Annotated in this window: 19 protein-coding genes; 12 read left to right on the top strand and 7 right to left on the bottom strand. The window is 35.2% G+C overall.

Annotated elements, in window-relative coordinates; translation table 11 throughout:
* Nucleotides 1-244: 244 nt before the first annotated feature.
* Nucleotides 245-946, bottom strand: a complete 702-nt coding sequence (locus tag RT250_RS11890) for a DUF4294 domain-containing protein (protein WP_313114984.1) — start codon at nucleotides 944-946, stop codon at nucleotides 245-247.
* Nucleotides 947-1,072: 126 nt separating this feature from the next.
* On the opposite strand from RT250_RS11890, the gene RT250_RS11885 reads away from it, so the two are divergent.
* Nucleotides 1,073-2,158: a M42 family metallopeptidase gene (locus RT250_RS11885; protein ID WP_313114982.1), complete on the top strand. Its 1,086-nt coding sequence runs from the start codon at nucleotides 1,073-1,075 to the stop codon at nucleotides 2,156-2,158.
* 109 nt (nucleotides 2,159-2,267) lie between these two features.
* On the opposite strand, the gene RT250_RS11880 is transcribed toward RT250_RS11885, so the two are convergent.
* Entirely contained in the window at nucleotides 2,268-3,641 is a 1,374-nt protein-coding gene (locus RT250_RS11880; protein ID WP_313114980.1) for an alanine/glycine:cation symporter family protein, read from the bottom strand.
* A gap of 78 nt (nucleotides 3,642-3,719) precedes the next feature.
* On the opposite strand from RT250_RS11880, the gene RT250_RS11875 reads away from it, so the two are divergent.
* Nucleotides 3,720-4,988 (top strand): acyloxyacyl hydrolase, encoded by a 1,269-nt coding sequence (locus RT250_RS11875; protein WP_313114978.1) that lies wholly within the window; start codon nucleotides 3,720-3,722, stop codon nucleotides 4,986-4,988.
* 52 nt (nucleotides 4,989-5,040) lie between these two features.
* Here RT250_RS11875 and RT250_RS11870 read toward each other — a convergent pair whose 3' ends face one another.
* Complete coding sequence (locus RT250_RS11870; protein ID WP_313114976.1) at nucleotides 5,041-5,991, bottom strand: phosphoribosylaminoimidazolesuccinocarboxamide synthase; 951 nt, start codon at nucleotides 5,989-5,991, stop codon at nucleotides 5,041-5,043.
* Nucleotides 5,992-6,063: 72 nt separating this feature from the next.
* Nucleotides 6,064-7,017 carry a PhoH family protein gene (locus RT250_RS11865; protein WP_313114975.1) on the bottom strand — a complete coding sequence of 318 codons (954 nt, stop codon included), beginning with the start codon at nucleotides 7,015-7,017 and terminating at the stop codon, nucleotides 6,064-6,066.
* A 199-nt stretch (nucleotides 7,018-7,216) separates the two neighbouring features.
* Between RT250_RS11865 and RT250_RS11860 the strand changes: the two genes are divergently transcribed.
* From RT250_RS11860 to RT250_RS11820, 9 genes are all read left to right on the top strand, one after another.
* On the top strand, nucleotides 7,217-8,056 hold the full coding sequence (locus RT250_RS11860) for an SAM hydrolase/SAM-dependent halogenase family protein (RefSeq protein ID WP_313114973.1): 840 nt from the start codon (nucleotides 7,217-7,219) through the stop codon (nucleotides 8,054-8,056).
* A 9-nt stretch (nucleotides 8,057-8,065) separates the two neighbouring features.
* Nucleotides 8,066-8,359 (top strand): putative quinol monooxygenase, encoded by a 294-nt coding sequence (locus RT250_RS11855; protein ID WP_313114972.1) that lies wholly within the window; start codon nucleotides 8,066-8,068, stop codon nucleotides 8,357-8,359.
* Between the two features lie 42 nt (nucleotides 8,360-8,401).
* On the top strand, nucleotides 8,402-9,109 hold the full coding sequence (gene gldF, locus RT250_RS11850; protein ID WP_313114970.1) for a gliding motility-associated ABC transporter permease subunit GldF: 708 nt from the start codon (nucleotides 8,402-8,404) through the stop codon (nucleotides 9,107-9,109).
* On the top strand, nucleotides 9,109-10,800 hold the full coding sequence (gene gldG, locus RT250_RS11845; RefSeq protein WP_313114968.1) for a gliding motility-associated ABC transporter substrate-binding protein GldG: 1,692 nt from the start codon (nucleotides 9,109-9,111) through the stop codon (nucleotides 10,798-10,800). Before gldF ends, gldG begins: the two co-directional genes overlap by 1 nt.
* 250 nt (nucleotides 10,801-11,050) lie before the next feature.
* A complete protein-coding gene (gene dnaN, locus RT250_RS11840) occupies nucleotides 11,051-12,169 on the top strand; it encodes a DNA polymerase III subunit beta (RefSeq protein WP_313114967.1) in 1,119 nt (372 codons plus the stop codon).
* A 176-nt stretch (nucleotides 12,170-12,345) separates the two neighbouring features.
* Nucleotides 12,346-13,164, top strand: a complete 819-nt coding sequence (locus RT250_RS11835) for an alpha/beta fold hydrolase (protein WP_313114965.1) — start codon at nucleotides 12,346-12,348, stop codon at nucleotides 13,162-13,164.
* Nucleotides 13,164-15,173 (top strand): ATP-binding protein, encoded by a 2,010-nt coding sequence (locus RT250_RS11830; RefSeq protein WP_313114963.1) that lies wholly within the window; start codon nucleotides 13,164-13,166, stop codon nucleotides 15,171-15,173. The genes RT250_RS11835 and RT250_RS11830 overlap by 1 nt, the downstream gene beginning before the upstream one ends.
* Before the next feature lie 140 nt (nucleotides 15,174-15,313).
* On the top strand, nucleotides 15,314-16,729 hold the full coding sequence (gene mnmE, locus RT250_RS11825; protein ID WP_313114961.1) for a tRNA uridine-5-carboxymethylaminomethyl(34) synthesis GTPase MnmE: 1,416 nt from the start codon (nucleotides 15,314-15,316) through the stop codon (nucleotides 16,727-16,729).
* Nucleotides 16,730-16,794: 65 nt separating this feature from the next.
* Entirely contained in the window at nucleotides 16,795-18,012 is a 1,218-nt protein-coding gene (locus RT250_RS11820; protein ID WP_313114959.1) for a serine hydrolase domain-containing protein, read from the top strand.
* Nucleotides 18,013-18,037: 25 nt separating this feature from the next.
* On the opposite strand, the gene nagB is transcribed toward RT250_RS11820, so the two are convergent.
* The 3 genes from nagB to RT250_RS11805 form a co-directional block, all read right to left on the bottom strand.
* Complete coding sequence (gene nagB / locus RT250_RS11815; RefSeq protein WP_313114957.1) at nucleotides 18,038-18,820, bottom strand: glucosamine-6-phosphate deaminase; 783 nt, start codon at nucleotides 18,818-18,820, stop codon at nucleotides 18,038-18,040.
* A gap of 159 nt (nucleotides 18,821-18,979) precedes the next feature.
* Complete coding sequence (locus RT250_RS11810; RefSeq protein ID WP_313114955.1) at nucleotides 18,980-20,188, bottom strand: M24 family metallopeptidase; 1,209 nt, start codon at nucleotides 20,186-20,188, stop codon at nucleotides 18,980-18,982.
* A gap of 637 nt (nucleotides 20,189-20,825) precedes the next feature.
* A complete protein-coding gene (locus tag RT250_RS11805) occupies nucleotides 20,826-21,323 on the bottom strand; it encodes a DUF4494 domain-containing protein (protein WP_313114953.1) in 498 nt (165 codons plus the stop codon).
* 695 nt (nucleotides 21,324-22,018) lie between these two features.
* Between RT250_RS11805 and RT250_RS11800 the strand changes: the two genes are divergently transcribed.
* Entirely contained in the window at nucleotides 22,019-22,447 is a 429-nt protein-coding gene (locus RT250_RS11800; protein ID WP_139856295.1) for an FKBP-type peptidyl-prolyl cis-trans isomerase, read from the top strand.
* The last annotated feature ends 108 nt before the right edge of the window (nucleotides 22,448-22,555 follow it).

Below are 22,555 nucleotides of genomic sequence, written 5' to 3'. Positions count from 1 at the left end.
AACCCCACAACATTAATTTAAACTTTTTTTAATACCAACTCAACAATAAAACATAACACACTGAAAACTCAGAACTTAAAAGAGGAAATAAAATATCAGTATGTTACTTTAATATATATTCCAGTTGCATAGTAATGCAAAACCTACCATCAATTAATTGCTACTACTTAAATTTACTAGCTTAGAAAAAAGAGCGAATTACAAACTTACTATCATTGTAACTTCTATGCAATAAAAACCTAACTTATTTATTAACAGCGTCTTTACTCCAATGTTTACTTAATTCAGAGAAATCGATAGGAAAAGCTGGCTCCTGTCTTTCTAGGATATAGTCTCGGAAAGAGCGCTCTAATATATCTTCAATTAGATAGTCCTCCTCTACTTCAAATGGATTGTATTCTTCTTTTAAGGATATTTCAAAAAAACTAGCAGTGGTATTATACCAAAAGGCTCGCCATCCAGTTCGTAGTTCTTTTACAAGATCAAAAGCAGTAGTTCCCGTTTGTCTATGGATAAGCTTAACTAATATTTGCCCCTCTGAATGAGTAAGTTTTTTCAACCTATCAGAAAATTCTCCTTCTATATATTTTTGAATTCTTTTAGTATATCGCTTCTTGTGTCTATTCTTTTCGATTGTCTTTAACCTTTCGGTCATTGTGGTCAATCGCTCAGCAGCTAATTTGGCATAAGGGTACACTTTACGTGTTTTTCGCCGTAATATTAAATAACGCCTTCTATCTTCTTTAGAAGTAAATTGCATTTTCTTCAGCAAATACACCTCATCGAGATTAATCATTTCGCGCGCAATTGTATCTCCTTCTATGATATAGTACATAACCTGCACGGTATCTTTTTCTTTTTCGAGCTTAAGAGTATCAACTTGGGCAAAAGTAGATGTGAATCCAAAAAGGAATATACATATATATATAGGTATGCTAAACTTCATTCAAATTAGGTATTAATGTAACAAGCTACTATTATCCAAAAACGTACCAAAATTAAGCAAATTGCATGGTCAAGCTTAATAAGAAATTGCTAATTTTACCGAAGACCTATATATAAGACAAAAACTATGGAGAAATCAATTTTGAACGACAATTCATTAAAATTTTTAAAAGAATACTTAAACAATGCTGCGCCTACTGGTTATGAATGGGACGGTCAAAAGTTATGGATGGATTATTTAAAACCTTATGTAGATGAGTTTTTTACTGATACCTACGGTACAGCAGTGGCTGTAATCAATCCAAAAGCAAAGTTTAAGGTGGTTATTGAAGGACACGCCGATGAGATTTCATGGTATGTAAACTTCATTGACGATAACGGACTACTTTATGTGATTAGAAATGGTGGTAGTGATCACCAAATTGCACCTTCTAAAATGGTGAATATTCACACTAAAAATGGAATTGTAAAAGGAGTATTTGGTTGGCCTGCTATTCACACGCGAAATAAAAGCAAGGAAGAAGCTCCAAAACCAGATAATATTTTCATTGATGTAGGAGCTAAAGACAAAGATGAAGTTGAAAAAATGGGAATTCACGTTGGTTGTGTCATTACATATCCCGATGAATTTCACATTTTAAATGAAGACAAATTTGTTTGTCGTGCATTAGATAATAGAATGGGTGGTTTTATGATTGCAGAAGTTGCAAGGTTAATACACGAAAACAAAAAAGAATTGCCATTCGGACTTTATATTACAAACTCTGTACAAGAAGAAATAGGTTTACGCGGGGCACAAATGATTGCTGAACGTATTAAACCCAATGTTGCGATTGTTACAGACGTAACTCACGACACCACTACTCCAATGATTGATAAAAAGAAACAAGGTTTTGCCGAAATTGGATCTGGTCCTGTTATTGCTTACGCTCCAGCGGTTCAACAAAAACTACGTGACTTAATTGTTGAAACAGCAGAAGAAAACAAAATTCCATTCCAACGCGCTGCACTTTCTAGAGCAACAGGAACTGACACTGATGCGTTTGCTTACAGTAACGAAGGAGTAGCAAGTGCATTAATATCGCTACCGCTTCGATATATGCATACCACTGTGGAAATGGTTCATAAAGATGATGTAGAGAATGTAATAAAGCTTATTTACGAATCACTTTTAAAAATTAAAGATGGAGAAACGTTTAGTTATTTTGACTAAATAATTACATCCTCTTAATTTCCAACAAGTATTTTATTTGTTGATACCTAAAAAAACGACCTTTAATAACAGAAACTATTGAAGGTCGTTTTATTCGTTTTAATTTGTTTTAAGCTTTTTTCAATTTCAAAAAGTAAATTTTTGCTTGCTTTATCACCTTTGGAGCCAGTATTATGGTGGCTGTCATTGTAGGGATAGCCATAAGTGCGAAAAAAGTATCGATAAGATTAATCATCATACTTAAAGAAGTTGTTGCCCCTAATAGAATACTGATTATATAAAAATAGTTGTAAATCCCTTTATTTTTAGCGCCGAATATAAAACTCATACACTTGCTTCCATAGTATGAGTATGAAAACAATGAAGAAATACTAAATACTGCGATACAGGCCAAAAGCGCATATTCACCAACATAAGGAATACTTTCACCAAATGCAGAAGCTGTTAAACTTACTCCGTTAGCATCGCTACTCTGCCACACTCCGGTTACTAAAATCGCTAGTGCAGTTAACGTGCATATTACCAAAGTATCTATTGCCGGGCCAAGCATAGCTACCAACCCCTCTCGAATAGGCTCATTTGTTTTAGCTGCTCCGTGAGCCATCGGAGCCGTACCAATACCTGCTTCATTTGAAAATGCACCACGACGGATTCCTAACAAAATTATTCCACCTACCAAACCACCTAAAAATGTATCACCATTATAAAAGTTTGCGGAAAAAGCATCGGTTAAAATCAAACTTAAATATTTTGGAACTACGTCAATATGAACCCCTAAAATTATCAGCACTAGAATAAAGTAAAGCAAAACCATGGCAGGCACCATTTTAGAAGCCGTTTTACTAATACGTGAAAGTCCGCCTAGGATTACTATGGCCGTTATTGTAGCCAGAACTATACCTATAATTAAATCGGTTTTAAAACCGCTATAAAGGCCGGCTGGCTTTAATAGAATATCGTTTATCGCTTGTGTTAGTTGGTTTACATTAAAAACAGGTAATGCCCCAACTAATCCTGCTACACTAAACAACATTGCCATTGGCATCCATTTTTTTCCTAATCCTTCGATTATAAAATACATAGGACCACCTTGAACCTTACCTTCTGAATCTTTTCCGCGGTAGAGAATTGCTAGTGTTGCTGTAAAAAATTTAGTCGACATCCCAATTACAGCACTTACCCACATCCAAAAAACAGCTCCAGGCCCACCTATTGCAATTGCCACCGCAACACCTGCTATATTCCCCATCCCTACTGTTGAAGATAAAGCGGTCATTAAAGCTTGGAAATGTGTGATTTCTCCCTCGTCATTTTCATCATCATATTTTCCACGAAGCACTGAAATTGCGTGGCCTAGGTATCGAAATGGTAAAAATCGAATGCGAATTAGAAGATACAACCCACCTCCTATTAGAATAATTAAAAGTGGTAAACCCCAGGCTATAGAAGCCATGTCTGCAATAATACTATCTAACTTTTCCAAATTGTATAATTATAATTTCAGCTAATTTATGATTAATATTTTTATAATTAATTCGGAAATTGTTACTTGCAATCGCAAATGAGCAGACAACTAACCTTATTATTGCTAATACTATCTTCTTTAAGCTTTGCGCAAACTAAAGGTGATTGGAAAAAAAATGCGTTCGTATTTACTCCTGAAATACTTATAGGAAAAACAATGGAAGCATACGATGGTTTCCCTGAAATAAATCTTCAAAAACAAGTTATTTTAAGTTTTGGTCGAGATCACAGTAACAATCCACAGCAATGGGCACAAAGGTTAAAAGGACCAAAAACTGGGTTGTCAGTTGGTATTACCGACTTTGGAAATGTTGACAGCTTAGGAATAGCCATCATTGGGATGCCATTTATTGAGTTTAATGGTTTTAAAAGTAATCAATTTAAGATTTTAACTGGCTTAGGTGTTTCGTATTTTACAGAAAAATTTAATGAAATTACTAGTCCTAATAATCGTGCGGTAAGTACAAGTGTTACGTGGGCGTTTAGACTATATTTAAATTACCAATTTCTTTCTACCAAAAAAGTAGATTGGCGCGCAGGATTAGGATACTCACATCACTCCAATGGGCATACTCGATTGATGAATAATGGATTTAATTCATTCTTATTAAGTCTTTCTGCAGACATAAAAAAACCATTAAATAAAGCAACAGAGAATAAGATTGTAGATATTCCTAAGTTTAATAATTCGGTTTATGATTACGTTACTATACGAAGTGGAATTGGTCAGAACGTCTTTGCCTTAGCCTTTAACGACAAAAAAAATGTTTACACCATAGCGGGAGAATATGGAAAAGTGTATCACAATACTTTTAAGGTGGGAATCGGATTTTACTATCGTTTTTACCAACATTATTACGACTATATAAAAGGAGAAGAATCCTTAGTTCAACCTGGAAGAGAATTTGATTATTTTAGAAGTAACCCTGTGTATTACGCCAGTAATTTTGGTGTTTTTTTACACGGTGAAGTATTATTAAATCATTTTGGAATCGATTTACAACTAGGTTACAACCTACACAAACCAGCATATAAAGCCGAATGGCGAATTAATGAAGGTTGGGATAAAACTCCTCGGGAAATACCTAAATCGTGGGTTTTAGGCGAACTCAACAGCAAATTCAAGAAAAAATACCGAGTTTCTTCTAGGTTGGGATTAAAATATTATTTTTTAGGAATGGAAAAAGCTCCAAAAAATAACTTCTTTATTGGCGCACACCTCAACTCAAATCTAGGGCAAGCCGATTTTACTGAAATGAGCTTAGGTTATATCCACAGGTTTAGGTCACCAAAAATTTCCAAATAAAAAAGCAACCATATATAATGATTGCCTTTAAAACATTTATAGAAATTGTAATCTATTTCTTTAAATAATCCAATACATTTTTCTCGATGCGTTCTTGGATGTTGGATACATCTGCTTTTACAAACTTTTCGCCAGTAATATTTTCGTAAAGCTCAATATATCTTTCAGAAACAGACTCGATATAGGCATCACTCATCTCAGGTAGTTTTTGACCTTCAAGCCCTTGAAATCCATTTTGGATTAGCCATTGACGCACAAATTCTTTTGAAAGTTGTTTTTGTGGCTCTTCATTTTTTTGTCGTTTTTCATACCCTTCAGCATAAAAATAACGAGATGAATCAGGAGTATGGATTTCGTCTATCAATACAATTTTTCCATCCTTAGTTTTTCCGAATTCATATTTGGTATCTACTAATATCAAACCTCTTTTAGCTGCAATTTCGCTACCGCGGTTAAAAAGTTTACGCGTATAATCTTCTAATTGGATGTAATCTTCTTCTGAAACAATTCCTTTTTTAATGATATCTTCTCTAGAAATATCTTCATCGTGATCTCCCATTTCAGCTTTGGTAGCTGGAGTAATTATAGGTTCTGGAAACTTATCGTTTTCCTTCATTCCTTCAGGCATCTCAACTCCGCAAAGTAATCTTTTTCCTGCTTTATACTCGCGAGCAGCGTGGCCACTCATATATCCTCTAATAACCATTTCAACCTTAAACGGTTTGCAAGCTTCACCAATTGCAACGTTAGGATCTGGGGTCGCTATTAACCAATTAGGAACAAGATCTTCAGTATCGCGCATCATTTTGGTAGCTATCTGATTCAAAATTTGACCTTTGTAAGGAATTCCTTTTGGCATAACCACATCAAAAGCACTAAGTCTATCTGTTGCGACCATTAATAATAAGTTGTTCTCTAAAGTATAAACCTCTCGTACTTTTCCGTGGTAAACACTTTTCTGATTTGGAAAATTGAAGTTTGTTGAAGTTATTGTATTACTCATTGTGAATAAGAATTCGGGATTTGTTATTTCGTTAATTCGTTAATTCGAGGGTTAATTTGTTTGTTTTCTAATTTAATCTACGTTTTCAATTTTTTTGTACGCAGCAATTACTTCTTTTACCAAACGGTGTCTAATCACATCCTTATCATCCAAATGGATCATTCCAACGCCTTCCACATCTTTTAATACAAGTAGTGCCTCTTTTAAACCAGAAGTTATACGTCGTGGAAGGTCAATTTGCCCAGGGTCTCCAGTAATCATAAACTTGGCATTTTTACCCATACGCGTTAAAAACATTTTCATTTGGGCGTGGGTAGAATTTTGTGCTTCATCGAGAATTACAAAAGCATTGTCTAAAGTTCTACCACGCATAAAAGCCAATGGTGCTATTTGTATAATTCCGTTTTCAATATGTGCAGTAAGCTTTTCCATAGGAATCATATCGCGAAGAGCATCGTATAACGGTTGCATATACGGATCTAATTTTTCTTTTAAGTCACCTGGTAAAAAACCGAGATTCTCCCCCGCCTCTACGGCTGGTCTTGTTAAGATAATGCGCTTTACCTCTTTCTCCTTAAGCGCTTTTACAGCTAGTGCAACACCTGTATAGGTTTTCCCCGTTCCTGCAGGACCAACAGCAAAAACCATATCGTTTTTACTCATTAAAGAAACCAATTTACGTTGATTTGCAGTTTGAGCTTTAATAGGTTTTCCATTAACTCCGTGAACAATAGTGCCACCACTACCCTGTGGTGCTTCATATTCTTCTTTATTCTTACTTAAAAGAACACGCTCGATTACGTTTTCGTCAATTTTATTATACTTGACGTATTGCTCTAATAGCATTGCAATGCGGCGATCAAATTCTTCGAGCACCTCTTCATCACCGTAAGCTTTTATCTTATTGCCACGTGCTACAATTTTAAGTTTTGGAAAGTATTTTTTTAATAGACCAATATTAACATCTTCTTGGCCGAAGAAATCCTTTGGGCTAATTTCTGTAAGTTCTATAATGAGTTCGTTCAAAAGGCATTTTTTTTAGTCGTTAGATATATTAAGTTAGAAGTTGTTATATTTTACATCAAACTGTAATAAATCGTTAAAATTTTAGCCATTAAAATTGTAATGGCGCAATATATTTTTATTAATCAAAAATAGTTTTGGTACTAACAAAAGTAACTTATTTTTGTGGTTATTCTTTTAAGAAAATATCAACAATTCATTTATGGCTATAATTACACTAACGACAGACTTTGGGCAGAAGGATCACTTTGTTGGTGCGGTAAAGGGAGCTATTTTTTCGGAAATTAAAAATGTAAATATTGTTGATATCTCCCATTATATTTCGCCGTTCCACTTACACGAGGCTGCTTACATCATTAAAAACGCATACAAAAGTTTCCCAAAAGGAAGTATTCACGTTATTGGTGTCGATTCAGAATTAAATCCTGAAAATAAACATATAGCAGTGTATTTGGATGGGCATTATTTTATTTGTGCAGACAATGGCATTATATCGATGCTAACTTCGGAAGTGCGACCAGAAAAAATTGTTGAAATAAACATACACGACAGATTTACTAGTAACTTTCCTGTATTAGATGTGTTTGTAAAAGTTGCTGGACATATTGCTCGTGGGGGAACGCTGGAAGTAATTGGCAAACCTATTTCTGAAACTAAAGAGTTAACAGGTAATCGCCCAGTTACAAGCAACCAAAGCAGTCAGATAATTGGAAATGTAATTTATATCGACAATTATGGCAATGTAATTACGAATATAGATAGAAAGCTTTTTGAAGATGTAGGAAAAGGAAGAGATTTTATAATACAGGCCCGTACCGTAAAGTTCGACAAAATTCATAGGAATTATAGCGATGCTATAAATTTTGATGCTCCTCCTGAAAAACGAGAAGAAGATGGCAAAAGAATAGCGCTTTGGAATTCATCAAACTGTTTGGAGTTAGCTATTTATAAGAGTAATCTAACAACAGTTGGCGGTGCTTCAAGTTTATTCGGACTTGATTTTAGAGATACAATCACAGTGATTTTCACGCCTAAACTATAACTGGAAAATATGTTTACAAGAATCGTAAAATTAGAGTTAGAAAAAGAAAACGTAGCTCCATTTCTTGCAAATTTTGAAGAAGTAAAGGAAAAAATCAGGAATTTTCCTGGATGTACTTTTCTAGAACTTTACAACGATAAGAACGATGAAACAATCTTTTTTACTTACAGCCGTTGGAAAGATGAATCGGATTTAGAAAACTACCGTAAAAGTGAACTTTTTAAAGGGGTTTGGAGTGTAACAAAACCTATGTTTAGCAAACGAGCTGAGGCTTGGAGTGTAGATACTGTTGTAAGTTTGTAGTTTGAAAAATTAAAAACCTTGGCGAGCATTCGTCTTTAGATAATGATACCAATCATAAAACGCGAAATAAATTCATTTTTTTCTAGTACCATCGGGTATTTGGTGATTGCCATTTTCTTGGTGATTAACGGCTTGTTTTTATGGGTTTTTAGTGGGAATTTTAATATTCCAGATTCAGGCTTTGCCGATCTTTCTCCATTTTTCGAGCTTGCACCATGGGTGTTACTTTTCTTAATTCCCGCAGTGTGTATGCGTGCTTTTAGTGATGAAATGAAAATGGGAACACTGGAACTTCTACTTACCAAACCTATTTCCCTTTTACAAATAATATTAGGCAAATATTTCGGAGCAGTTATACTTATTCTTATAGCACTAATTCCAACAATCCTATATGTATTTGCAATTTCCGAACTTGGAAATCCTCCAGGAAATTGGGATGTAGGTAGCACCCTTGGGTCTTACCTCGGACTCTTATTTTTAGTGCTTGCTTATACTGCTATAGGTGTATTTTCATCAACGCTTTCACAAAATCAAATTGTCGCTTTTATAATTGCTGTTTTTTTATGTTTCACACTTTATTATGGGTTTGAAGGTTTCTCTACCACAACTTTTAATATTTCTCAATTAGGAATGAAAGCACATTTTGACAGCGTAGCGCGAGGCGTGTTAGACACACGAGATTTAATATATTTCTTAAGTGTTACCGTGTTTTTTATTGCTTTAACAGTTTTAAAATTGAAGAAACAATAATGAAAACATCTACAAAAAATACTATCGTTTCCTTAGCGCTTTTAATTGCAGGTGTTGTACTTGTAAATATTCTAGGAGGTTATGTTTACAAACGATTTGACCTTACTCAAGACAAGCGTTTTACTTTAGCTGAAGAAACTAAAGAAATTATCGACCAAGTAGAATCTCCATTAATAATCGATGTGTTTTTAAAGGGAAACTTCCCACCAGAATTTCGACGTTTACAGATAGAAACCGAACAACTTTTAGACGAATTTAAAGCTTACAATCCAAATATCAAATTTGAATTTGTAAACCCAAATGAAGAAGGAAATGAAGCGTTTCAACTTCAATTTGAAAAATTTGGACTTACCGCTGCTCAAGTTTCTGTAACAGAAAGCGGAAAACAAAGTACAGAACTTGTTTATCCCTGGGCATTAGCACACCACAATGGAAAATCGGTTAAAATTGGTTTGTTAAAAAATCAATTAGGAGCCACTTCCGAAGAAAGAGTAAATAGTTCTTTACAAAACCTTCAGTATGCATTTGTAGATGGCTTTAAAAAATTAGCTCAAGATAAGTCTAAAAAAGTAGCCGTACTTAAGGGTAACGGACAATATGACGACCGCTATATTGCAGATTTCTTTTCAACTTTAAGAGATTATTACTTTATAGCTCCTTTCACATTAGATTCTGTTGCTACCAATCCGGAAAAGACTTTAAAAGCATTAAATAACTTCGATTTGGTTATTTCGGCACAACCTACTGAGCCATTTACCGATGCCGAAAAATACATTTTGGACCAATACACAATGAATGGCGGGAAGTCTATTTGGTTAATGGACGCCACCCAAATGCACCTAGATACGGTTTCGGGAAATAACTTCGCTTTTGGAAGGGATTTAAACCTAAACGATTTCTTTTTCAGTTACGGGATTCGTGTAAATCCAAACCTTGTAAAGGATGTTTATTCGGCTCCTATTGTTTTGGCTAGTGGTGAAGAACGCGAATCGCAATTCAACAGATACCCTTGGTTTTTTAGTCCGTTGACAAGTAGTGCAAACAATCATCCTATTGTAACCAATATTGAAGCTGTAAAATTTGATTTTGCGAGTGCTATAGACACGCTTCCAAACTCAATTAAAAAAACCGTTTTACTTTCTACTTCGCCTATATCAAAAATTGTAGGACTCCCCTTTCCCATTGATTTTGACGTTGAAATCCCTAAGAATCTTCAAATAATTAATGAAGGACCAAATATGCAAGAATACAATGGCGGTGAAATTCCTTTGGCTGTCTTGTTGGAAGGAAATTTCAATTCGGTATATAAAAACCGAGTAAAGCCTATAAAACTTTCCAACATTAAAAATATAGACGACGGTAAGCCATCAAAAATGGTTGTAATTAGCGATGGTGACATCATTAAAAACCAAATGCAAGGTAATCGCCCCTTGGAATTAGGCTTTGATAAAATGACGAGTTCTTTCTACGGAAATAAGGAATTTTTGCTGAATACCGTCAATTACCTTCTTGACGACAACGGACTTATAAACATTCGAACAAGGCAAATTGCGGTTCCTTTTCTAGACCCTCAAAAAGTTAGTGAACAGCGTGGAAAGTGGCAAACCCTTAACTTATTGTTACCGTTGGCTTTACTCGCTCTTTTTGGAATTGTATTCCACTACTTCCGCAAACGTCATTACACGCGCTAAATGTTGATAAGTTTGTTTTAACAAACACTTCAATTGAAATATATTTGTGGTTCGACAGGCTCAGCAACCTTAATTGTTTTGGAATAAAAAAATCTAAGAATTTTAAGTCGAGCTCTGTAGAAATGCTCTTTAACTAGAATGAATAGGTTGTAACAGTAATGAGCTTTACTAGCTTAACACCCCTTCATTTTGTTGTTTGTAATTTTAATGAAGAGTATTATTAAAAATTATTTCATAAAAAACACATATAATGAAATTTATCGTATCGAGTTCGTATTTATTAAAACAACTGCAAGTTTTAGGCGGAATTATCAACAGCAACAACACTTTGCCTATTTTAGATAACTTCCTTTTCGATCTAGACAATAAGAGCCTTACGGTTTCTGCATCAGATTTAGAAACTACAGTATCTTCAAAACTTGAAGTTGAAAGCACAGAAAAAGGAATGGTTTGTATTCCTGCGAGACTGTTATTAGATACTTTAAAAACATTTCCAGAGCAGCCGTTAACGTTTACTGTTGAAGACAATAACACTATCGAAATCAGTTCAAATCACGGTAAATATGCTGTGGCTTATGTAGGTGGGGAGGAATTTCCAAACGCAGTAGAACTAAAAGATCCTTCTTCTACAGTAGTTCAAGGAGATGTATTAGCTACAGCAATTAGCAAAACGATTTTTGCTTCAGGAAATGATGATCTTCGTCCAGTTATGAGCGGGGTTTTCTTTCAGTTTTCAACAGAGAGTTTAGTTTTTGTTGCTACCGATGCTCACAAACTAGTAAAATACACTCGCGACGATTTAAGCGCTTCGCAAACTGCCGAGTTTATTATGCCTAAAAAACCTCTGAACCTTCTTAAAAGCATACTTGCAGGTAGTGAGGAAGACGTTATTATTGAATACAACGAGAGCAACGCTAAGTTTATCTTCGAAAACATCGAAATGGTATGCCGTTTAATCGACGGGAAATATCCGAATTACGAAGCGGTAATTCCAAAAGAGAATCCAAACAAACTGGTAATTGATAGAAATCAATTTCTGAATTCGGTTCGAAGAGTTTCTATTTTCTCTAGTAAAACAACCCACCAGATTCGTTTAAAAATTGCGGGGGCAGAGTTAAATATTTCAGCTGAAGATATCGATTACAGCAACAAAGCAGAAGAGCGTTTAACTTGTGATTATCAAGGAGACGATATGCAAATTGGGTTTAACAGCCGTTTCTTAACAGAGATGTTAAACAACCTAACTAGCGACGAAGTTTCCTTAGCTATGAGCCTTCCTAACCGCGCAGGAATCCTTACTCCTGTTGATGGATTGGATGAAGGGGAAACAGTTACTATGTTGGTAATGCCGGTTATGTTAAATAACTAACGCAGCGACGTTGTTTTTATAAAATACGCGCAATAGAATAGTTGCTTTTTTAAAAATAGCAACACTAGCTTCAATGTTTTATGGATAGTTAGCTATTATGAAATTAAAGACTTCATAATAGTTAACTATTATTTTTTTACCTATTTTTAAAGCAACCAAATATTACCCTAACAGCTATGAGCACCTTCCAATTAAAAGACGTTAAAAAAGCATTTAACATTAATGTACTAGGTAAAGGAAATCAACCGATGGTTTTTGCGCATGGCTATGGGTGCGACCAAAATATGTGGCGCTTTGTATACCCCTATTTTGAAGAGAAATACAAAATTGTTTTATTTGATTATATCGGTGCTGGTAATTCGGATATTTCGGAATATTCGAAAGAAAAATACAATTCGCTAGACAGCTATGCCAACGATATAATTACTATTTGTGAGCACTTAAATTTAAAGGATGTAATATATGTTGGACATTCGGTAAGTGCGATGATTGGTCTTTTAGCTTCAATTAAAAAACCCTCAATTTTCTCTAAAATGATTTTAATAGGTCCATCGCCATGTTATATTAACAAAGAAAATTACACTGGCGGTTTCGATAAAGAATCTATTGATGAGCTTTTAGAGGCTTTAGACAGTAATTATTTAGGCTGGTCGCAAAACATGGCGCCTGTAATAATGGGTAACGCAGATAGACCCCAATTAGGAAAAGAATTAAGTAACAGTTTTTGTAATACCGATCCCGAAATTGCCAAAAACTTCGCTCGAGTAACCTTCCTTTCAGATAATCGTGAAGATTTAAAAAACGTTTCTCATCCCTGTTTGGTTTTACAATGTTCGCAAGATGTAATTGCACCAACCGAAGTTGGTCAATACACTGCAGATACTATTAGCAACAGCACTTTAAAAATTTTAAAGGCTACTGGCCACTGTCCCAATTTGAGTGCTCCAGAAGAAACAGCGGAAGCAATTAAAGATTTTCTCGAAACAAACGCTTAGTGGAAAATAGCAACAATATTTCGAAGCAATCAGATTCAATTCGTCTTAAGGCAGCTTTAGACTTATATGAAAACGCGCCATGTGGTTCAGTAATATTTCGTAACGATGGCATTATAGTAACAATCAACGAAACGCTTGCCAACTGGCTGGGATACAGGAAGTCTGAAATTATAAACCTTCGAACCCTTCCCAGTTTATTTAAGGTTGGTGGCCAAATTTATTTTGAAACACACTTTTTTCCATTAATAAAAATGCAAGGCTTTATCCAAGAAGTGTATTTCGATATAGTGCGAAAGGATAAAAGTATATTTCACGCTTTAGTTAACGTAAGAGAAATACCTTCAGACGGCAGTAATGAAGCGACCTATCAGGCTACAATTTTAAATGTTTCAGACCGCAGGAAGTATGAAAAAGAACTTTTAGATGCAAAGCGAAAAGCCGAAGCCGAAAGCAAGGCAAAAGCCGAGTTTTTAGCAACAATTAGCCACGAAATTCGCACTCCGCTAAACGCTATTTTGGGGATAGGGAATTTATTACACGACACCCCATTAAATGAAAATCAAAAAGAATACGCACGCCTTCTTTTAGGCTCTTCAGAACATTTGCTGAGTTTGGTAAACAACCTGTTAGACCTAAGCAAAATTGAAGCAAAAAAGCTAGCGTTAGAATATGTTTCTTTTAACATATACGATCTTATTACAACCTTAAAAGAAATCTATTCGGTAAAAGCTGCCGAAAAAAATGTTGAATTGCGTTTAGAATTGACCGAAGATGTACCCCTAAATATTATTGGCGACCCTGTTAAATTAAATCAAATCCTCACCAATCTCATTGGCAATGCGATAAAATTCACCAAGGAAGGTTCAATTACTGTTGTTATTAGCGTATTAAAAAAAATTAAAAAGCAGGTCACCTTAAAATTTGAAGTTGCCGATACCGGAATAGGGATCCCCGAAGAAAAATTAGAAGCAATATTTCAAGAATTTTCACAGGCCAGCTATGACGTAAGTGTTGAATACGGCGGAACTGGCCTTGGACTTACTATTAGTAAAAAATTACTCGAACTTCAGGGTAGCCAGTTACACGTAAATAGTAAACTCCATGAGGGTTCCACTTTTAGTTTTGAACTAAATTATAAAATAGATAAAAAGAAATCTAAAAAATCTGAAAAAGCTCCCGATATACAAGAAGATATTAATTTTGACGATTATAAAGTTTTAATTGTAGATGATAACGATGTAAATATTTTTATCACCGCACAATATTTAGACCAGTGGCATATACCATACATTACAGCCAAAAGTGGTAGCAAAGCATTATCTATTTTAAACAATGAGTCTGTAGATATTATTTTGCTCGATTTGCAAATGCCAAAGATGGATGGGTACCAAACTGCTGAAAAAATTAGGGCCTTAAAACTACCTAAAAAACCTGTAATCGTTGCATATTCTGCAACTACTAAGGGCGAAGTTCAACCCAAACTTATTGAGGTTGGAATAGACGATCATTTGTCTAAACCCTTTCAACCGGCTCAACTTTTCGACCTTTTAAAAACATATAAAACGCTTACGCAAACAAAGGGAAAAAAACGTAGAAAAAAACTCTTAAAAACTGCCATTCAATCTAAAAAATACGCAAAACAATTAAAACCCGAAGTTGCGGAAACTTCACATGAAAGTTTTAGTTTAGAACGGTACCAGAAGATGGCGAATAACAAGCCAGAGTACTTACAGAAGTTTGTGAGAAGTTCGTTTAAAGCAGTTCAAGATTATAATAAAGAATTTAAAAAAGCAGTAAAAAGTGATGATGCTACCCAATTGGACAAGCTTATTCATCAATCTACTATGACTTTGTATTATTTAAAGGCCGACACATTAACGGCTTTGATGAAAAAATGTTCTGAACTTATTACGACAAATAACGCTGCTTCAGAGTTAGCAGCTGCAACAAAAGAATGTAAAAAAGAGTTTAAAACAATTGTTGAAGGACTGAAAAGAAACCTGAAATAATAAGATATTAACTTAGAGTTTAGGGTTTATTTTCGCCTCCCTCCCTTCTATTAAAATCCACAATTTTATAAAATTTGTCGGGTGTTTAAACCAACTTGCTCTTAGCCTATTTCAACTACATTTTTAGTACTTTTGCAACGATGACACACACAGATACTATTGTTGCAATGGCTACGCCTGCAGGTGCGGGAGCAATTGCTGTTTTAAGGCTTTCAGGACCTGAGGCTATTACTATAGCTTCATCTATTTTTACATCAGTTTCGGGTAAGTCCCTAGCAGGACAAAAAACGCATACTGTACATTTAGGGCATGTTAAGGATGGAGAAAAAATTATAGACGAAGTTCTAGTTTCCATTTTTAAAAATCCAAATAGTTATACAGGAGAAGATGTTATTGAAATATCTTGTCACGGTAGTAATTACATCCAACAAGAAATTATTCAACTATGTCTTCGTAAAGGCTGCCGAATGGCTCAGGCTGGTGAATTTACCTTAAGAGCATTTCTCCACGGAAAAATGGATTTAAGTCAAGCCGAAGCTGTTGCCGATCTTATTGCAAGTGATAGCGCTGCAAGTCATCAATTGGCAATTCAGCAAATGCGTGGCGGTTTCTCTTCTGAAATTAAACGACTTAGAGAAGAACTTCTAAATTTTGCGTCATTGATTGAACTAGAACTCGATTTTGCTGAAGAAGATGTAGAGTTTGCAAATCGTGAAGACTTCCAGAAACTAATTTCTAAAATTACTCATGTTCTAAAGCGATTAATTGATTCGTTCGCCACAGGAAATGTACTTAAAAACGGGATTCCAGTTGCTATTGTTGGAGAACCTAATGTTGGGAAATCAACTTTATTGAATGCATTACTTAACGAGGAAAGAGCTATTGTTAGCGACATTGCAGGCACCACCCGCGATACTATAGAAGATGAAATTGTAATTGGAGGTATCGGTTTCCGATTTATTGATACTGCTGGAATACGTGAAACTACGGATACAATTGAAGGGTTAGGAATCCAAAAAACCTTTCAGAAAATTGAACAAGCGCAGGTAGTTATCTATCTATTCGATTCCGAAAAGTTTAATTCTGAAGTTTCCGGACAAAAATCGAAATTCAAAGTTGAAATAGAGACTATCAAAAACAAATACCCGCAGAAAAACCTAATAATTGTAGCTAACAAAGTTGATAAGTTATCTGAAACGGAAAGACAAAAGCTACAAATTACACTGAGCGAAATTGATAACTCTTCTGCTTTATTACTTTCAGCTAAGTCTAAGCAAGGGGTGGAAGAACTTCAAAACAAACTATTAGATTTTGTGAACACTGGTGCCTTACGCAATAATGAAACTATTGTTACAAACAGCCGTCACTACGACTCAATGCTTAAAGCTTTAGAAGAAATAATTAAAGTGCAACAAGGAATTGACAATAACTTGAGCGGAGATTTATTAGCTATTGATATACGTCAAGCCCTGTACTACTTTGGTGAGATTACTGGAGAAATCTCCAACGATGAGCTTCTAGGTAATATTTTTGCTAATTTTTGCATCGGGAAGTAAAAGACAACTATATTCTTAAGATTTTGAACAAAATCTTATAGTAAACTTACAAACTCACTTTAAAAATGATTCATTACAAAAACTTCATATTATCCACTTGTTTAGCGATTGCTTCGCTAACAGTAGTTGCTCAAGACTGTACAACACTTACAAATCAGCAAGCTAAAGCTGAAATCGCAAAGATTCCTGGCGAAACGATGGGGCAAAAACTTGAAAGTTTGCTCTTTTGGACCCAGGAGGAAAAAGAAAGGCGTTTTCCTATAATGCACGAACTTTATCCTAGCATACTTGTTTCAGGGGCGGCTAAAAGTTCTTCATTAGAAAAAATTGATGATATTACGCCAATTTGGGATGATAAGACAACTTTAACTTCATATATGAGTGACAACCACGTTCAAGGAGTGATTGTAGTTCAAAACAACAAAATTAAACTCGAAGCGTATTCAAATGGAATTGATAAAGAAACCTTATGGACTTCATTTTCTGTTGCAAAATCTGTTTCTTCTATGTTAGTTGGAGTTGCACTAAAAGAAGGTGACATTGAAAGTTTAGACGATCCTTTAAAAAAATATATAAGTGAACTAGACGGATACGATTATGGAGAAGTAAGTGTACGACAATTACTAACAATGACTTCTGGTGTTGCTTGGAACGAAGATTATGAGGATCACAATTCAGATGTGGCCCAAATGTATCTACAACCCTGTAATGGTAACGAGTCGCATATATTGACATATATGAAGCAATTAGAATTTTCAAACAAACCTGGGACTACTTGGAATTACAGTACTGGTGAAACCGATTTAGTTGGGATATTGGTTCAGAAAGCTACCGGAAAAAGTTTGGCTGAATACCTTTCAGAAAGAATTTGGAAGCCTTGGGGAATGGAGCATTGCGCGTACTGGCTGGCAGACGAATGCAGCAATGAAAATATAGGCGGAAGCGGTCTTTCAGCTAGTCTTAGGGATTTTGCACGCCTAGGAACACTTATGCTAAGTGAAAGCAAGTTAAAGGATAATAAAATTCTAGCTGAAGAATGGGTAAAAGATGCCACTTCTATTCTATATAAAACCAATGAGCAAGGTGACGGGTACGGATATTTGTGGTGGCGTTCCAATAGTGGAAGCTACGCTGCTGTGGGAATATTTGGGCAGATGATTTATATCGACCCCAGTAAAGATCTTGTAATCGCGCAAACTGCAGCTTGGCCAAAAGCTAGTTCAAAAGAACTAGTTAAAGGCCGTAAAGAATTTGTAAATGCAGTAATAAAAGCTTTGGAATAGTTCTTATAATAGAGAATAAAGCAAGCTATTTCTGTATTAATGCTGCTGCTTCTCTATCGAGTATGTATTCCACTTGTGGAAGTGTTTGGAGTATAGACGATGGCACATCCGTAGCGATGGTACCGTTAAGTGCTTTCTTAATTATTTCAGATTTCCTTTCTCCTAATGCTAGCAAAAATATTTTTTTAGCCTGAACAATGGTATTAATCCCCATCGTAATAGCCTGATGAGGAACATTATTTAAATCTCCAAAATTTTCAATAGCATCTTCTCTTGTAAGTGGATGTAAATCGATTAATCGCGTAATAGAATCAAATTTAGAACCTGGCTCATTAAAACCAATGTGTCCGTTTCTACCAATACCTAACAATTGTAAGTCTAATCCTCCAAAACTCTTGATTTTATTTTCGTAATCTAAGCAGTACTGACTTATTTGGTTTGAAGAGCAGTTTGTATGTGGGATGTAAATGTTTTCTTTTTTTATGTCAACATGATTAAATAAGTTATTATTCATAAAATACGTATAACTCTGCTCGTCATCTGCACTAATAGGATAGTACTCGTCGAGGTTAAAACTTACCACATTGCTAAAACTCAAGCCTTCGTGTTTATGCATACGAATTAATTCCTCATAAACCATTTTAGGCGTATTCCCCGTAGCCAGACCTAAAACTGCACGTGTACCTTCTTTCTGTTTCTGAAGTATAAGTTCTGCTATTTTCTTTGCTGTATAATTAGAGGCAAACTCAGCATTATCGCATAGTGTTAGCTTATCGTGTTCAGGCTGTATATTAGAGTCTTTAATCATCACAATTCTATCAGATTAAACTGATTATATTTATTCAAGTTCAATTTAAAAAAGTGTGCAAAAATAGCAACTTTTAAAGATTGAACCTTAATCTAATCCCTAAAAGAATGCTAAACTAAAAATTTGAAACTAACTATTGAAAAGTTCCTTGATATTTTCCTAAACCCCAAAAGGATTATCAATACTATGCGCCGGCTCTGTAAACCATTTTGGCCCTGCGTTGGTCATATAGATATGATCTTCTAAGCGAATTCCAAATTCGTTGGGTACAACAATCATAGGTTCTATACTAAACGTCATGCCCGATTGCAACTCAATGTCATTCCCTCTAAGAATAAACGGGTGTTCGTGAATATCGAGTCCGATACCGTGACCTGTTCTATGCGGTAGACCGGGAAGGTCGTAATCAGGACCTAAACCATTTTTTACAAGCTGTGCGCGTACTTCGTCATCAATATACCCACAAGGTTTCCCTAGTTGCGCAGCATTAAAAGCAGCTAGCTGTGCGTCCTTCTCATTTTTCCAGATTTCTTTTTGCCTTGCAGTTGCTTCCCCGTAAATATAAGTTCTAGTAATATCGGAAAGATATCCATTGAATCGCGCACCAGTATCCACCAACACTATATCATTTTCTTCTAGTGGTTTTGGCGATTTCACCCCGTGAGGAAAACTAGAATCCTTTCCAAATAGAACAATACAAAAGTACGATCCACTTGCAATTCCAAGTTTTTTATGTGCTTTATTTATGAAATCTTCTACTTCAGCGGTTGTAATCCCTGGTCTTAATATTTTGGCTGTTGCCTTATGCACTTGCATTGTCAAGTCCATTGCATATTGAAGTTGTGCAATTTCCGCATCACTCTTAAGCATTCGAATATCCCGAATCAGGGTTTCAGCGCTGCTTATTTGAAACACCTTGTGGTTTTGAAAACGAGAAACTAAGGTAAATGGCGTAACATCGTCTAAAGCAAGGCTTATCCCCTGTTCAACACTATCAGCAATTTTTTGTATAGGACACTCGTGTTCAGCCCAAGCAATTATTTCGCCATCGATTCCTTTGTAATCGTTAAAAGTGCCTATTTCAAACTCAGGAACCACGTATTTTAAACTCCCATCAGCAAACAGAACTGCCCCTACTAAGCGTTCAGAAGGATTCCATTTGGTATTTGTAAAGTAATATAAGTTAGTACCTGCATTGATATATAATGCATCTAATCCGTTATTTTTTAATGCTGCACAAGCTTTATCAATTCTATTTTGATATTCCTCTTTACTAATTGGAGACGGTTTTACTGTAGGTTCGGTTAATTTGGATAATTCCACTTCCGCAGTACTCCCACCGATTCCGTATTTTCTATTACTATTCATAATTCATTTAGTTTTAATAAAGATACGTCACACCTTTTTAATATACCAACATACAGTTAAGACCACTTGACTTTAGACGCTAGATATTAGATGCTAGATGCTAGATTCTAGACTCTTGGCTCTTGACTCTTGGTTCCTGGTTCTAGACTCTAGTTACTAGACCCCTATTTCAATTTATCGTTATCCAAGTCTCTCTTTTCTCTGATCTTTTTACTCTATTCTCTGCTCTACTTTCTGCTCTATTCTCTTGAACATTTTGTCTTGGCTCTTGACTCTTGACTCCTGGTTCTAGACTCTAGATACTAGACGCCTATTTCAATTTATCGTTATCCAAGCCTCTCTTTTCTCTGTTCTTTTTTCTCTGTTCTTTTCTCTCTGTTCTATTTTCTCTGTTCTCTTTTCTATGATCTTTTTACTCTATTCTCTGCTCTACTTTCTGCTTTATTCTCTTGAACACTTTGTCTTACCCCTAGCTTCTAGATTCTAGACTCTTGGCTCTTGGCTCTTGACTCTTGGCTCTTGGCTCTTGGCTCTTGATTCTAGACGCCTATTTCAACTAATCATTATCCAAGCCTCTCTTTTCTCTGATCTTTTTTCTCTGTTCTATTTTCTCTTTTCTCTTTCCTTTCTTCTAACCCTAATCTTCTTGTTCAACCAATTCTGGAGAATCGAGTACTTTAAACTTTTCTAACTGTTCTTCTTCTCCTGTAAAATACGGAAAAACATCTACAATTGCAGACTCTGTGATAGCAGGAATATTATAATCCCCCATGGTTTGCTCCATAGCTTTTGTAGTGTTATCAAAAGCTTCCTTTATATTGTTTGCCTGAACTAGCAAGTATATATTTGTCTTTTTCTCTTTCCCACTTTCTTCGTCAAGTGCTACTAAAGAAACTTTAGACTTAAACCAGCGATCAGAATTTTCAAAGGGATGAACTTCTGAAAAGTTGGCTACTTTAATATTCATTATTCTAAAATCTTCCTCAGTAAATGTTTTCATCTCTTCGGTAATTCTAGCTTCTGCTTCTGTATAAGAAACTGCATCAAGCAGATAAGTATCCGTTGTTACTTTTTGCTCTCCTGTTTCGTGTGTTTTTTTGTATTTCACCTTACATTCATACCAAGTTACGCTCATAATATTTTTTTTAAAGGCCCAAAAATATCATTTATAACCCCACTGACTTTAAAAAAATAAAATAGATATTCACAATTGTTAATTCAGAATTATGAATTCAGAATTATGAATTTTTAATAAGCTAGTACAATTTTTTAAAACAAAACCTTGGTACTAGAATCTTGCGTCTTGGTTCTTGCTTCTTGATTCTTTTTTCTCTTCTCTCTTTTCTTTGTTCTCTTTTCTTTGTTCTCTGCTCTCTACTCTTAACCGTTATGTCTTGCGTCTTGGTTCTTGACTCTTGGCTCTTGCCTCTAAACGCTAGATGCTAGATACTAGATGCTAAACGCCTAATTCAAATTATCGTTATCCAAGTTTCTCTTTTCTTTGTTCTCTTCTCTCTGCTCTACTTTCCGTTCTATATTTTTGAACATTTTGTCTAGCGTCTTGGTTCTAGGTTCTTGATTCTAGATACTTGCTCTCTTCTCTCTTCTCTCTGCTCTATTCTCTTGAACATTTTGTCTTGCGTCTTGGTTCTTGGCTCTTGGCTCTTGCTTCTCTTCTCTTTTTTCTCTTCTCTTTTTTCTCTTCTCTCTGTTCTTAATTTTTTTCCTAAAATTTACCTAAAACTTTGAATTATAGGCAATTTTCTGTGGAATTGGCAATTCAAACCTATAGTTTTGTTCACTTATTGAAATAATTGTAAAAACAAATTTATGAGTCAAGTACAAGGAAATGAAACCGTAAAACTTCATTACACAGGAAAATTAAACAACGGACAGGTGTTTGATAGTTCGCTACAGCGTGAGCCTTTAGAGGTTAAGCTTGGGGAAGGCCGTTTAATCCCTGGTTTTGAAAAGGGATTGGTGGATATGAAAGTGAATGAGAAGAAAACCATCACCATCCCAAAAGAGGAAGCTTACGGGGATGTTCAAAAAGAGCTTTTCCAAAAAATACCTAATGAAAATCTACCGCAAGAGATAAAGCCAGAAGTTGGTATGGGGTTAGTATCTAAAAACCCTGATGGATCTGAGCGTCAACTTCGCGTTGCCGATGTAAAAGACGATTTTATTATCGTTGATGCAAACCACCCACTTGCAGGACAAGATCTAACTTTCGAACTAGAATTACTTGAGATAAAGTAATCATTTAGATACTTATATTTTAAAAAAGACTGCCGTGATGGTGGTCTTTTTTTTTGGTATAAACGGAACCAATACTAAGGATAATCACAGTTCAAAGTCTAGTCTGAT

Origin of the sequence: Aequorivita sediminis, assembly GCF_032080575.2 — a bacterium.
GTDB classification, from domain to species: Bacteria; Bacteroidota; Bacteroidia; order Flavobacteriales; family Flavobacteriaceae; genus Aequorivita; species Aequorivita sediminis.
Note: the sequence above shows the minus strand (reverse complement) of the source record. Positions and strands in the feature narration are given on the sequence as shown.